Origin of the sequence: Micromonospora sp. NPDC051300, from assembly GCF_044455315.1 — a bacterium.
Lineage (GTDB): Bacteria > Actinomycetota > Actinomycetes > Mycobacteriales > Micromonosporaceae > Micromonospora > Micromonospora robiginosa.
This window is the reverse complement of record NZ_JBITEP010000006.1, coordinates 244,543-256,221: the sequence shown is the minus strand read 5'-3', so window position 1 is coordinate 256,221 and position 11,679 is coordinate 244,543. Positions and strand designations below refer to the sequence as shown.

Annotated in this window: 13 protein-coding genes; 8 read left to right on the top strand and 5 right to left on the bottom strand. The window is 75.1% G+C overall.

Features of this window, described 5'->3' with window-relative positions; genetic code table 11:
* Nucleotides 1–58 precede the first annotated feature (58 nt).
* Nucleotides 59–1,489: a hypothetical protein gene (locus ACIA5A_RS09795; protein ID WP_396758734.1), complete on the bottom strand. Its 1,431-nt coding sequence runs from the start codon at nucleotides 1,487–1,489 to the stop codon at nucleotides 59–61.
* Nucleotides 1,490–1,617: 128 nt separating this feature from the next.
* Here ACIA5A_RS09795 and ACIA5A_RS09790 point away from each other — a divergent pair, with 128 nt between their 5' ends.
* Nucleotides 1,618–1,995 (top strand): NADH-quinone oxidoreductase subunit A, encoded by a 378-nt coding sequence (locus ACIA5A_RS09790; RefSeq protein WP_396758732.1) that lies wholly within the window; start codon nucleotides 1,618–1,620, stop codon nucleotides 1,993–1,995.
* A 3-nt stretch (nucleotides 1,996–1,998) separates the two neighbouring features.
* On the opposite strand, the gene folP is transcribed toward ACIA5A_RS09790, so the two are convergent.
* Entirely contained in the window at nucleotides 1,999–2,868 is an 870-nt protein-coding gene (folP, locus tag ACIA5A_RS09785) for a dihydropteroate synthase (protein ID WP_396758729.1), read from the bottom strand.
* A 489-nt stretch (nucleotides 2,869–3,357) separates the two neighbouring features.
* Here folP and ACIA5A_RS09780 point away from each other — a divergent pair, with 489 nt between their 5' ends.
* The 4 genes from ACIA5A_RS09780 (at nucleotide 3,358) to ACIA5A_RS09765 (ending at nucleotide 5,884) form a co-directional block, all read left to right on the top strand.
* A complete protein-coding gene (locus ACIA5A_RS09780) occupies nucleotides 3,358–4,056 on the top strand; it encodes a DivIVA domain-containing protein (protein WP_396758726.1) in 699 nt (232 codons plus the stop codon).
* A complete protein-coding gene (locus ACIA5A_RS09775) occupies nucleotides 4,053–4,550 on the top strand; it encodes an SRPBCC family protein (RefSeq protein ID WP_396758723.1) in 498 nt (165 codons plus the stop codon). Before ACIA5A_RS09780 ends, ACIA5A_RS09775 begins: the two co-directional genes overlap by 4 nt.
* Nucleotides 4,551–4,650: 100 nt before the next feature.
* Nucleotides 4,651–5,235 carry a DNA-3-methyladenine glycosylase I gene (locus ACIA5A_RS09770; protein WP_396758720.1) on the top strand — a complete coding sequence of 195 codons (585 nt, stop codon included), beginning with the start codon at nucleotides 4,651–4,653 and terminating at the stop codon, nucleotides 5,233–5,235.
* Between the two features lie 25 nt (nucleotides 5,236–5,260).
* Nucleotides 5,261–5,884: a hypothetical protein gene (locus tag ACIA5A_RS09765; RefSeq protein WP_396758717.1), complete on the top strand. Its 624-nt coding sequence runs from the start codon at nucleotides 5,261–5,263 to the stop codon at nucleotides 5,882–5,884.
* A 6-nt stretch (nucleotides 5,885–5,890) separates the two neighbouring features.
* Here the strand turns inward: ACIA5A_RS09765 and ACIA5A_RS09760 are convergent, their stop codons facing one another.
* Both ACIA5A_RS09760 and ACIA5A_RS09755 read right to left on the bottom strand, forming a co-directional pair.
* On the bottom strand, nucleotides 5,891–6,682 hold the full coding sequence (locus ACIA5A_RS09760; RefSeq protein WP_396758714.1) for an enoyl-CoA hydratase/isomerase family protein: 792 nt from the start codon (nucleotides 6,680–6,682) through the stop codon (nucleotides 5,891–5,893).
* A gap of 4 nt (nucleotides 6,683–6,686) precedes the next feature.
* The gene (locus ACIA5A_RS09755) at nucleotides 6,687–7,505 is read right to left on the bottom strand and encodes a PaaX family transcriptional regulator C-terminal domain-containing protein (protein WP_181571519.1); all 819 of its coding nucleotides are present in this window, start codon (nucleotides 7,503–7,505) and stop codon (nucleotides 6,687–6,689) included.
* A 190-nt stretch (nucleotides 7,506–7,695) separates the two neighbouring features.
* On the opposite strand from ACIA5A_RS09755, the gene ACIA5A_RS09750 reads away from it, so the two are divergent.
* Nucleotides 7,696–7,863, top strand: coding sequence for a DUF3117 domain-containing protein (locus tag ACIA5A_RS09750; protein WP_013283866.1), 168 nt, complete (start codon nucleotides 7,696–7,698; stop codon nucleotides 7,861–7,863).
* 144 nt (nucleotides 7,864–8,007) lie between these two features.
* Nucleotides 8,008–9,465 (top strand): leucyl aminopeptidase family protein, encoded by a 1,458-nt coding sequence (locus ACIA5A_RS09745; RefSeq protein WP_396758710.1) that lies wholly within the window; start codon nucleotides 8,008–8,010, stop codon nucleotides 9,463–9,465.
* Nucleotides 9,466–9,475: 10 nt separating this feature from the next.
* On the opposite strand, the gene ACIA5A_RS09740 is transcribed toward ACIA5A_RS09745, so the two are convergent.
* Nucleotides 9,476–10,120, bottom strand: coding sequence for an O-methyltransferase (locus tag ACIA5A_RS09740; protein ID WP_396758707.1), 645 nt, complete (start codon nucleotides 10,118–10,120; stop codon nucleotides 9,476–9,478).
* 232 nt (nucleotides 10,121–10,352) lie between these two features.
* Between ACIA5A_RS09740 and ACIA5A_RS09735 the strand changes: the two genes are divergently transcribed.
* On the top strand, nucleotides 10,353–11,645 hold the full coding sequence (locus ACIA5A_RS09735) for a S1C family serine protease (protein ID WP_396758704.1): 1,293 nt from the start codon (nucleotides 10,353–10,355) through the stop codon (nucleotides 11,643–11,645).
* Nucleotides 11,646–11,679 lie beyond the last annotated feature (34 nt).

The following is an 11,679-nucleotide window of genomic DNA, read 5'->3' as shown; positions in this document are numbered from 1 at the left end:
CCCCACTTTGCGGGCTTTAGTGCCCCGGCCCGTAATCCAGGTCACCCCGACCGGGCGGTCAGCGGTCCGTGGTCGGGCCCGTCACGGTGATGTCGCTGCGGCGCCGCAGCGAACGGGTGGCCACCGCCAGCGCGAACACCACGAGCAGACCCGACAGGACGATCAGCGCGATCGCCATCCGCCGCGACGAGGTGTCGTCGTCGTCGGAGCGGGCCGACGAGGCCAGCACGCCCTGCGACCCGGTCGGGGCGGGCGCCCCGGCCGCCGGGGTGGACCCGGCCGCCGCCGCGCTGATCCGGAAGCTCATCTGGACCTGCCGCTCGTGCCCGCTGCGCGGGTCCAGACGGCCGATCACCGCGCCGGCGAGCGGCGCCATCCGCTGGGCCTCCGCCGACGCGGTCACCGGCAGGCGCAGCGTCGCGGTCCGGCCGGCCGGCAGCGGGCCGATCTCGCACCGGGTCCGGTCCGGGGCCGCCGCCACGCAGCCGTCGCCGCTCGCCGTCACCCCGGCGGGAAGGAGCACCTCCACCCGGCCGGTGGCGTCCACCTCGCCGGTGTTGCCCAGCCGCACGGTGAGCGTGCTCGGCGCGCCGCTGATGTCGAACAGGACCTCGTCGGCCCGCAGCGAGATGCCGGGCACCGGCGGGCCGGGCGGGAAGAGCACCGCGAAGCCCTCGTCGTCGTACGCCGCGCCGTCGACCCCGGGCGCGACGGCGGTGACCTGGACCGACCCGCTCAGCGGCATGGTCTTCCAGGCGTCACCGGCGACCCGGACCCGGATGGTGGCGCTGAACCGGGCGCCCGGCTCGGCGGTCCAGCCGCCGCAGCGGTGGTTGCCGCCGCCGGCGGCGACGCAGCCGGGCGTGCCGGCGTCGGCCAGCCCGGCCGGCAGCGTGTAGCCGAGGCTGACCTGCTCGGCGCGGGCGCCGGTGTTGGTCACCGTCACCCGCAGCGTGGTCACCGTGCTGTCGGCGTTCCAGTAGTCCGGCGTCAGCACCACGTCCTCCGTGGAGACCTGCACGCCCAGCGGTCCGCCGGCCGGCTGGGTCCGCGGTGGGGGCGGCGGCTGCACCGGCGGCTTGACCGGCGGCGGCGCGGGCGCGGTGGTGGTCGGCGCGGTGGTGGTCGGCGCCGGCGCGACGGTGGTCGGTGGTGGGGGCGCCGCCGTGGTGGTGGCCGGCGCCGGCGGGGTGGTGGGGGGCGGCGCCTCCTCCGTCGGCGGGGCCGTGGTCGGCTCCGGCGCGGTGGTCGTCGCGTCCCCGGTGGGCGTCGGCTCGGTCGGGTCGCCGCCAGGATCGCCGCCCGGGTCACCCGGCGCGGCCGGTTCGACCAGCCGCACCACCCCGGCCGGGGTGGACGAGGCCGCCGTGGCCAGGCCCGGCGCCACCGCCACGACGGCTGCGGCCGCGGCGATCAGCGCGGGCGCGAACAGCGCGAGGGTACGGCGGAGCGCGACCCGCGGTACGGGTCGGACGCGGGGGCCGGTCATCTGTCCTCCGGGGGACGTGGCAAGAAGCTCTCATTATTCGGGGACTGTTGCCATCCGGCACTAGTCCCGCCAGGAAACGAATTCGTAACGTGTCCGAGACGTCTCCACGGGACCGGTACGCTCCGGTCGTGACCGGATATCTCGGCTCGTACGCCACGCTCGGTCTGCTGCTGATCGCCGCCGTGCTCTTCTTCGTAACGGCGTTCTCGGCGAACCGGGTGTTACGTCCCGCCCGCCCGGCCGAGCCGTGGGGCAAGCGGGCCTCGTACGAGTGCGGGCTCGACCCGGTCGGCGGCGACTGGGCCCAGATGCAGATCCGCTACTACGTCTACGCCTACCTCTACGTGCTGTTCGCGGTGGAGGCGGTGTTCCTCTTCCCCTGGGCTCTCGTCTTCGACCGGCCCGGGTTCGGCGCCACCACGGTGGTCGAGATGGGCGTCTTCGTGGCGATCGTCGCGCTGGGCATCCTCTACGCCTGGCGGCGTGGCGTCCTGCGCTGGACGTGAATCCTAGGCGAGCCCGCGCCGGGTCGCCGCCGGCGGCCGGTCACCCCGGATCGACGCCACCATGTCGAGCACCCGCCGCGTCTCGCGGACCTGGTGGGCGCGGAACACGCGGGCGCCGAGCCAGGCCGAGACCGCGGTGGCGGCAAGCGTCCCCTCCAGCCGCTCGGGCACCGGCAGGTCCAGCGTCTCGCCGACGAAGTCCTTGTTCGACAGCGCCACCAGCAGCGGCCAGCCGGTGTCGGCCAGCTCGGCCAGCCGTCGGGTGATCTCCAGCGAGTGCCGGGTGTTCTTGCCGAAGTCGTGCGCCGGGTCGATCAGGATGCCGTCCCGACGCACCCCCAACCCGACCGCCCGTTCCGCCAGCCCGGTGACCGTGGCGAGCACGTCGGCCACCACGTCGTCGAAGGCCGCCCGGTGCGGCCGGGTACGCGGCGCCAGCCCGCCGGCGTGCGAGCAGACCAGCCCGGCACCTGTCGCGGCGGCGACCCGGGCCAGCGCCGGATCCGCGCCCGACCAGGTGTCGTTGAGCAGGTCCGCGCCGGCCGCCACCGCCTCCACCGCCACCTCGGCGCGCCAGGTGTCGATCGAGACGACCACGTCAGGGAAGGCGGCTCGGACCGCCGCGATGGTGTCGACCGTCCGCCGGATCTCCTCGGTCACGTCGACCTCGTCGCCCGGACCGGCCTTCACCCCGCCGATGTCGACGATCTCCGCGCCCTCGGTCACCGCCCGCTCGACCGCGCGCAACGCGCTGTCCTGCGCGAACGTGGCGCCCCGGTCGAAGAACGAGTCGGGCGTGCGGTTCACGATCGCCATCACCACCAGCTCGTCCGGGGCGAAGGTCCGCCCGCCGAGCCGCAACGCCCCGGTCATCCCCGTCTCCTCGTCTCCCCGCCCCGCCCGGACGTTCGTGCCGACCGTCGCGCCGCTGGTCACCGGCGTCGGTCGGACCGCGGCGTGGTTGCCCGCACCCGCCGGCCGGGTCGGATTCGCCGCCCGGTCCCTCGGTTCCCGACCCGCAGCCGAGCCCGACGGTATCCCGCTCCGCTCGCCGCCCGCCGCCACGCCCGCCCCGGCGCCGCTTCGAGATCTTGGTACCAAACGGCCCCTCGGGGGGCCATTTCGTACCAAGATCTTCGCCGTTCCTGGTTTTTGGAAGATCCATCTCACGAGGTTGGAGGGGGCGACGGTGACGCCCTCTCGTCCGGCGGGGAACGAGGTGGAGGCAGGTAGAGGCACGTCGATGCGATGGGCGTCGGAGGGCGGTGAGGTCGCCGCGGGGCCGCCCGTCGGGGCCGCGTTCGGCGGACCGGAGGCGGCGGAGGGCTCGCCCGATCCCGGCCCGCATGCCACGATCTCTGCATGGGTCAGTTTCTGCTCCTCTTGGTCGTCGCGCTGACCGTCGCGGCAGTGGTGTTCGGGGTGACGGTGCTGGTCTCCGGGCGGGATCCGGGCCTGGTGCCGGCCGAGCCGGACGGACGGTCCGTGCCCCTGCCGGGCGCCCGCCCGCTCGACGAGTCGGACGTGACGGACGTCCGGTTCGACACCGCGCTGCGCGGCTACCGGATGAGCCAGGTCGACGTGGCGCTCCGGCGGGCGGCCTACGACATCGGCTACAAGTCCGAGCTGATCGGCGTGCTGGAGGCCGAGAACACCGCGCTGCGCGAGGGGCGGACCGAGGACGCCGACGCGCTGCGTCGGGCGCGCGAGGAGGCCGTCACCGCCCGCCCCGACGCCGACCCGACGAGCGCCGGCCCGGTGACCATCGACCTGTCGGCGCCCGAGTCACCGGCCGACCGGTCCACCCGTGGCCTGTCGACCGACGAGCGCGCCGGCGCCGCGCCGGGTACCACCACCCCCTTCGGGGCCGACGAGCCGTCGGACGCCGCCGCCGGTGGGTCCGGAGCGCAGGCCGCCGAGGCGGGCGTGGCGGAGGCCCCGGCCGCCGCCGCGGTCGAGGACACCACCTCCCCGGCGGACACCGTCGCCACCGCACCGGCCGCCACGACAGGCGCCGACGACCGGGAGCGCGGGCCGGCCGTCCGGTCGGAGTCGGCGTGACCGGCGCGGAGGGCTCCGCGGGCTTCGCCGAGGCGGCCCAACCGGGCGCCGCCGAGGTCACCGCCACGGTGATCGTCGACGCGCCGGCCGAGCGGGTGTTCGCGGCGCTCACCGCGTGGGAGCGGCAGTCCGACTGGATCCCGTTCACCAGGGTCCGGGTGGTCGAGGGGGACGGCGGCGAGGGAAGCCTGATCGAGGCGGTCACCGCGCTCGGCCCGGCCGCGCTGCGCGACGAGATGCGGGTGGTCCGGGTCGACGCGCCGTACGAGGTCGGGGTGGTGCACTGCGGCCGGCTGCTGCGCGGTCCGGGCGTGCTGCGCTGCACCCCGATGGACCGGGGTCGCACCCAGGTCGTCTGGCACGAGTGGTTCCACCTGCCGGGTGGGGCGGCGGGCCGGGTGGCCTGGCCGGTGCTCTGGCCCGGGTCGAAGTTCAGCCTCACCCAGGCGTTGAAGCGGTTCGCCCGCCTGGTCGAGCAGGGCCGCCTGCCCTGAGGCCGGCGCCGACCGGAAACTGGGCGCCGAGCCGAGACTGAGCACCGGGCGAGGACGGGCCGAGCCGCGCCTGTCGGTGCCCTCACCTACCGTGGACGCCGTGACTGACCTGGTGATCGGCGCCGACGGGCTCGCCCGCTGCGCCTGGGGAGCGAGCACCCCCGACTACGCCGCCTACCACGACGAGGAGTGGGGCCGGCCGCTGCGCGGTGACGACGCGCTCTACGAGCGGCTGAGCCTGGAGGCGTTCCAGTCCGGTCTGTCCTGGCTGACCATCCTGCGCAAGCGGCAGGCGTTCCGAATCGCCTTCGACGGGTTCCGGATCGAGGCGGTGGCCGGCTACGGCGAGGCCGAGGTGGCCCGGCTGCTGGCCGACGTCGGGATCGTGCGCAACCGGGCCAAGATCGAGGCGGCCATCGCCAACGCCCGCGCCGCGCGGGAGTTGCCCGAGGGGCTCTCGGCGCTGCTCTGGTCGTTCGCGCCTCCGCCCCGGCCGGCGCGCCCCGTTTCGTTCGCCGAGGTGCCGGCGCTCACCGGGGAGTCCACCGCGATGGCCAAGGCGCTCAAGAAGCGGGGCTTCCGCTTCGTCGGCCCGACCACGGCCTACGCGCTGATGCAGGCCACCGGCATGGTGGACGACCACCTCGCCGACTGCCACGTGAACGGTGACCGGGCCGAGCGGTGACGCGGCGGCGTGATGGGATTGGGGCATGACCGACACCGAGCCGCGGACGAGCGGGACGACCGACGGTGACCCCACGGCGGGCGCCTGGGCGGTGCTGCTGCCCGACGAGCGCTACCAGGCCGAGCGGCTGGTGCACCACGACGTGCTGGAGCTGACCGGGTTGCCGGCGGCGGCCCGCCCCCGCCCCGGTGACCGGGTGGCGGTGCTGGTCGGGGAGCCGCTGCGGCTGGTGGCGCTGGGCCGGGTCGCCCGGGCCGGGGTGGGGGGCCGGGAGGACCCGGACGATCCGCAGTCCGACGCGACGGCGGGCGCGCTCGTGGTGACGTACACCCGTCGGGCGCTCGACGAGCCGGTGCCTGTCGACGGCCCGGCGCTCGACGGCCCGGTCGTCGCGCTCGACCCGGCGGCCTGGCGGGCGCTTGCCGACCGGCTCGGGCCGCCGCCGGCCCGGCGCACCTGGCTGGTCAGCCTCGACCTGCCGATCGAGGCGGCCTCGCGGGCCGAGGCGGTGCGGATCTTCTGGTCCTACGTGCAGGAGCTGGGGCCGCGTGAGCTGCCGGCGTTCGTCTCGCCCTCCGGCGACGAGCTGGCCATGCAGGCGTTCGTGCTCGGCGTCGAGGCCAACCAGGATCCGGAGGAGGACGCCTGACGCCGGTCAGCGGCCCTCGAAGGCCGGCTTCTGCTTGTTGACGAAGGCGATGGTCGCGGCCTTGTGGTCGCTGGTGGCCCCGCAGATCGCCTGGGCCTGCGCCTCGGCGGCCAGCGCGTCGGCGAGCGTGCCGGCGTCGGCGATGGAGAGCTGGCGCTTGATCGCCCCGTAGGCGACGGTCGGGCCGGCGGCGAGCCGGGCGGCCAACTCCTGCGCGGTCGGGAGCACCTGCTCGTCGTCGTCGACCAGCTTGGTGAGCAGGCCCAGCCGGCAGGCGTCCTCGGCGCCGACCGGCTCGGCGAGCATCAGCAGCTCGACCGCCTTGGCGTGGCCGACCAGGCGGGGCAGCGTCCAGGAGGCGCCGGTGTCGGCGGCGAGCCCGACACCGGCGAACGCCATCAGGAACCGGGTCTTCGGGCCGCCGATGCGGAAGTCGGCCAGGAACGCCAGCGACGCGCCGGCGCCGGCGGCCATCCCGCGTACCGCCGCGACGACCGGCTTGGGCAGGTTGGCCAGCCGGGCGGCGATCGGGTTGTAGTGCGCCCGCACCGTGTCGAGCGGCTTGGCGTCGGCCGACTCCAGCGTCCGCACGTGCTCCCGCAGGTCCTGTCCGGCGCTGAACGAGCCGCCCGCGCCGGCCAGCACGACCGCCCGGCAGGAGCGGTCGGTCTCCAGCTCGGCCAGGACGTCCCGGAGCGCCTCCTTGAGCGCCACGTCGAACGAGTTCATCGCCGTCGGGCGGTTCAGCGTCAGGGTGACGACGGCGTCGGTGCGGTCGACGAGCAGCGGCTCGGTCACGTTTCTAACGACCCTTCTGTCGGGCGAGGCGGTTGCTGGCGTCGAGGCACTGCTCGACGTACCGGTCGGCGGCCGGCCGGAGCCGGGCCGCGTGGCGGTCGAAGAACCCGGCCGCGCTGGTGCCCGGCCAGCGCTCCGGGAGCAGCGCCGGGGGTAGCTGCGGGTCCCGGAAGAGGAAGGTACGCCACGCGTGCACGAGCCGGAACCGGGCCGCGTACGCCTCCTCGTCGCTGCTGCGTACGGTGACGCCGGAGAGCAACGGCTTCTGCTCGGCGACGAAGCGTTCGTAGGCCCGGCCGATCTCGGTCAGGTCCCAGGCCCGGCGGACCACGCCCATCGCCCCGGGGGTGCCGGCGGCGTGCGCGGCGGTGAACCGCTCGAAGCGCACGCCCGCCTCGGCGAGCAGCAGGTCGACGTCCTCGCCGGGGCGGGTGGCCACCCAGGTGCAGTCGTCGAGGGTGCCGTAGCCGAGGAAGGTGAGGTTGGCGGCGAGCCGTTGCCGGTCCCGCCGGGAGGCGGGTGCCGCGAGGACGAGAAGATCGAACCGTCCGTCCCAACTGTGCCGACCGGTCCGGTAGATCCGGGAGGCCGCCTCGTCCAGTCGACGGCCCGCTTTCGGGGTGATCGAATATCCGGGCCCGGAGGCGAGCCGGAGGGGTTCCAGCCAGCCCTGGCGAACCATCCGGGAGACCGCGGTGCGCACCGCCGGTGGGGCTATCCCGAGTGGCGCCAGCAGCTTGACCAGGGCGGCGACCGGTGCACGGCCACCCCGGGCGCGGAGGTGGTCGCCGTACAGGTCGAAGAGTGCCGACCGTGCCTGCATGACCGCACATTGTGACAGGCCTATCCAAGATAAGCTAGATGCTGTTACATCAATGCTGCTTCGGTTTGGGTCCGGCGGTGTTCATCAGGGAAAATCGTCAGTCGACGCCTCCGCGACGTTTGCGGGTGGCGATGGCGAAGTGGCTGTGGGGCAACCCACCGACCCTGGCGTAGGTCTGAGGGGAGACAACATGGCGGCGATGAAGCCGCGGACGGGCGACGGTCCGCTGGAGGTCACCAAGGAGGGTCGGGGCATCGTCATGCGGGTCCCGCTGGAGGGTGGTGGCCGGCTCGTCGTCGAGATGACGCCCGACGAGGCCACCGCGCTGGGTGACGCGCTGAAGGCGGCCGCCGGCTGATGCGAGGAGCGGTCCGCGCGGCGTCCGCCGCGCGGACGGTTCGTCCTACCCTGAGCCACCGGCTTGGCCGGTGGCTCAGGGCCTTCATCGGCCGGCAAGCGGCAATCTGTCCCGCTTAGATCGTTTTCGGAGGTACACTCCAGCGTGCTGGCCATTCGTCTGGTGAGCGGGTCCACCCGGCCCGACACCCTCGTCCTGCCCGTGCGTCCCGGCGGGCCGGACGCCCCGCCCGTGCTGGCGCCGACCGCCGTTCCGACCGGCGACGACGTGCGCGCCGAGGCGACCGCGTTGCTGCCCGCCGCCCGCCTCACCGGCGCGGTCGGCGGGGTACGCGAGCACCTGCGCCCCGGCGCCGCCCCGAGCCGCCTCTGGCTGCTCGGCGTCGGCGCAGGCGACGAGCCGGACTGGCGCTCCGCCGGGGCCGCGCTGGCCCGTGCCGCCAAGGATGAGACGCAGATCACGATCTCGGTTTCGGACGGAGTCGCGGCGCTGCGCGGCCTGGTCGAGGGGCTGCTGCTCGGCTCCTACCGCTTCCGCCTCACCGAGGCCGGCCCGCGCCCCGCCCTGGCCCGGGTCGACCTGCTGGTGGCCGACCCCGAGGCGCTCGCCGACACGCTTGCCGCGGCCCGGACCACCGCCGAGATGACCGCGCTGGCCCGCGACCTCACCAACACGCCGTCCTCGACGAAGCACCCGGAGTGGTTCGCCGACCAGGTGGCCGCCGCCGCGTCCGGCCGGCCCGACCTGCACCTGCGCGTGCGCGGCCCCCGCGAGCTGGCGGACGAGGGCTTCGGCGGCATCCTCGCCGTCGGCGGCGGCTCCGCCCGGGGCCCGCGCCTGGTCGAGCTGGACTGGCGGCCGGCCGGCGCGCGCACCCACGTGGTGCTGGTGGGCAAGGGCATCACGTTCGACACCGGCGGCATCTCGATCAAGCCGGTGCCGGCCATGAAGCTGATGCGCAAGGACATGGCCGGGGCCGCCGCCGTGGTCGCCGCCACGCTGGGCGCCGCCGCGCTGCGCCTGCCGGTCCGGATCACCACGCTGACCCCGCTCGCCGAGAACATGGTCAGCGGCTCGGCGTTCCGCCCCGGCGACGTCATCCGCCACTACGGCGGGCTGACCAGCGAGAGCACCAACTCCGACGCCGAGGGCCGGCTGGTGCTCGCCGACGCGATGGCGTACGCCGTCCGGGAGCTGAAGCCCGACCTGCTCGTCGACCTGGCCACCCTGACCGGGGCGAACGCGGTGGCGCTGGGCAAGCGGCACGCGGCGCTCTACAGCGAGAACGACGACCTGGCGACCGGGCTGCTGGCCGGGATCGACGCGGCCGGCGAGCGGGCCTGGCGGATGCCGCTGGGCGAGGACTACCTGGAATACCTGGCCAGTGACATCGCCGACCTGCACAGCTCCCCGGCCCGGGGCGCCGGCTCGGTGGTGGCCGCGCTCTTCCTCCGCGAGTTCACCGGCGACCTGCGGGACCGCTGGGCGCACCTGGACATGTCCGCCCCCTCCTGGTCCGACGACGTGCAGGGCGAGCTGGTCAAGGGCGCCACCGGCTGGGGCGTACGCGGGTTGCTGCGCTGGCTGGCGACGCTGGGCTGACCGTCCCGGGTCAGCTCTTCACGGCGGCGAGCAGGCCGTGGCCGACCGGCAGCAGCGCGGGCACCCAGTGCTCCGACTCGCGGATCGCCTTGATCGTCTCCCGCACGGTGACCGTCTCCACGTCCCGCGCGGCCGGGTCGCCGATCCGGCCGGCGGCCAGCGCCCCGTTGAGCGCGAGCACCCCGCCGGGGCGCAGCAGCCGCAGCGCGGCGTCCACGTACGCCGCGAAGCCGCTCGCCGCCGCGTCCGCGAACACCAGGTCGTAGACACCGTCCGCGAGGCGCGGCAGCACGTCCAGGGCGCGGCCGGTGATGATCCGGGTACGCCCCGACGGGAAGCCCGCCTCCTGGAACAGCCGCCGGGCCAGGCGCTGGTATTCGACCTCCACGTCGATCGTGGTGAGCACGCCGTCGGGACGCATGCCGCGCATCAGCCACACGCCGCTGACCCCGGTGCCGGTGCCGATCTCCACCACCGCCCGGGCGTTGCCGGCGGCGGCGAGCAACCGCAGCGCGGCGCCGGCGCCCGGCGTCACCGCCTCCACGCCCACCTCGTGGGCGAGCGCACGGGCCGTGCGCAGCACGATGTCCTCGGTGACGTACGACTCGGCGAACTGCAGCGCCTGGGCCGTCGAACTGCCGTGACCGGCGACCATGGCGATGGGACACCTCCGGGGGCGGGCTGGTGCGAAGGGTCGGTTGGCACTGTGAGCGTAGAGGCGACCCGGTAGCGGCGCAGCCGCGAGTCGGGCGGCGGACGATCACGGGCGGCAACCCCTGACTCCACGCGGGGCATCCGTGCAATCCTGGACGTGTCCCGCGCGCCACGGTCGTCCGGCTCCGCCGGCGCCCGGCGCGGGGCGAGCGGGACGATGTGGGAGGCACGACGTGACCGACGGCTGGGACTGGCGCCGGCCCGGTGGAGCCGGGGCACCGGCGGGAGGGCCGGCCCCCGGGCAGCCGCAATCGGGTGCCGGGGGCTCGACGACGTCACCCTGGTGGACCGACGCGCTCGCCGACCCGTGGCGGGATCCGTACGCACCGGCGGCCGTGGTGGTCCCGGCCGCCGCGCCCGACGCGTCGGGCGAGCCGGAGCCGGTGACCGACCCGGACCGGCCGACCCGGCCGGGGCTGCGTCAGGTGGTGCTCATCTCACTGATCACCGCGCTGCTGGCCGGCTCGCTCGGCAGTGCCCTGACCTACGCCGTGCTGCGCGGTGGGGACGTGCCGACGCTTGGCGCGCAGGCCGGGCAGGCTCCGGCGCTGGCCCAGCGCAAGCCCGAGTCGCTGGCCGGCGTCGCCGAACGGGTGCTGCCCAGCGTGGTCACCATCCGGGTGGCCAGCCTCGGCGGGACCAGCGAGGGCTCCGGCTTCGTGGTGAGCGCCGAGGGGCACATCGTCACCAACGACCACGTCGTCGCGGACGGCCCGGGCAAGGCCACGGTGCTCTTCAACGACGGCAGCACCGCGGCCGGCACCGTGGTCGGGCAGGACCCGGAGTCGGACATCGCGGTGATCAAGGTGACCCGCACCGGCCTGACCCCGGTGCAGTTCGGCGACTCGGACGCGCTCGCGGTGGGCGATCCGGTGCTGGCCATGGGTTCGCCGTTGTCGCTGACCAACACGGTCACCGCCGGCATCGTCAGCGCGCTGGACCGCACCATGCAGGCGGGGGAGCCGGGCGGGCCGACCCGCTACTACGCGGCGATCCAGACCGACGCCGCGGTCAACCACGGCAACTCCGGCGGCCCGCTGGTGGACGGGGGCGGCCGGGTGGTCGGGGTGAACTCGACGATCAAGTCGCTGGTGTCCGACGGGCAGGAGGCGGGCAACATCGGGCTCGCCTTCGCGATCCCGATCAACCAGGCGAAGCGGGTCACCGAGGAGATCATCGGCACCGGCAAGGCCCGGCGTACCGTGATCGGCGCCTCGGTGGGCGGCACCGGCGCCACCGGCGGCGGGGTCCGCCTCAACGCGGTCGAGCCGGCCGGCCCGGCGGCGGCGGCCGGGATGCGCACCGGGGACGTGGTGCTGCGGCTGAACGGCCATCCGATGACCGACCCGACCGATCTGGTGGCGCTGGTGCGCAAGTACGCGCCGGGTTCGGTGGTGACGGTGGAGTACCGGCGCGGGGCGGCGCGGCAGAACACGTCGGTGACGCTCGCCGCGGACGCGAAGTGAGGACCGGTCACCCCCTCCCCGACGGCCCCCGCAC

Coding starts and splice junctions, on each gene's coding strand:
- ACIA5A_RS09795 (WP_396758734.1), bottom strand. CDS start 1,489: ATGACCGGCCCCCGCGTCCGACCCGTACCGCGGGTCGCGCTCCGCCGT.
- folP (WP_396758729.1), bottom strand. CDS start 2,868: ATGACCGGGGCGTTGCGGCTCGGCGGGCGGACCTTCGCCCCGGACGAG.
- ACIA5A_RS09780 (WP_396758726.1), top strand. CDS start 3,358: ATGGGTCAGTTTCTGCTCCTCTTGGTCGTCGCGCTGACCGTCGCGGCA.
- ACIA5A_RS09765 (WP_396758717.1), top strand. CDS start 5,261: ATGACCGACACCGAGCCGCGGACGAGCGGGACGACCGACGGTGACCCC.
- ACIA5A_RS09755 (WP_181571519.1), bottom strand. CDS start 7,505: ATGCAGGCACGGTCGGCACTCTTCGACCTGTACGGCGACCACCTCCGC.
- ACIA5A_RS09750 (WP_013283866.1), top strand. CDS start 7,696: ATGGCGGCGATGAAGCCGCGGACGGGCGACGGTCCGCTGGAGGTCACC.
- ACIA5A_RS09740 (WP_396758707.1), bottom strand. CDS start 10,120: ATGGTCGCCGGTCACGGCAGTTCGACGGCCCAGGCGCTGCAGTTCGCC.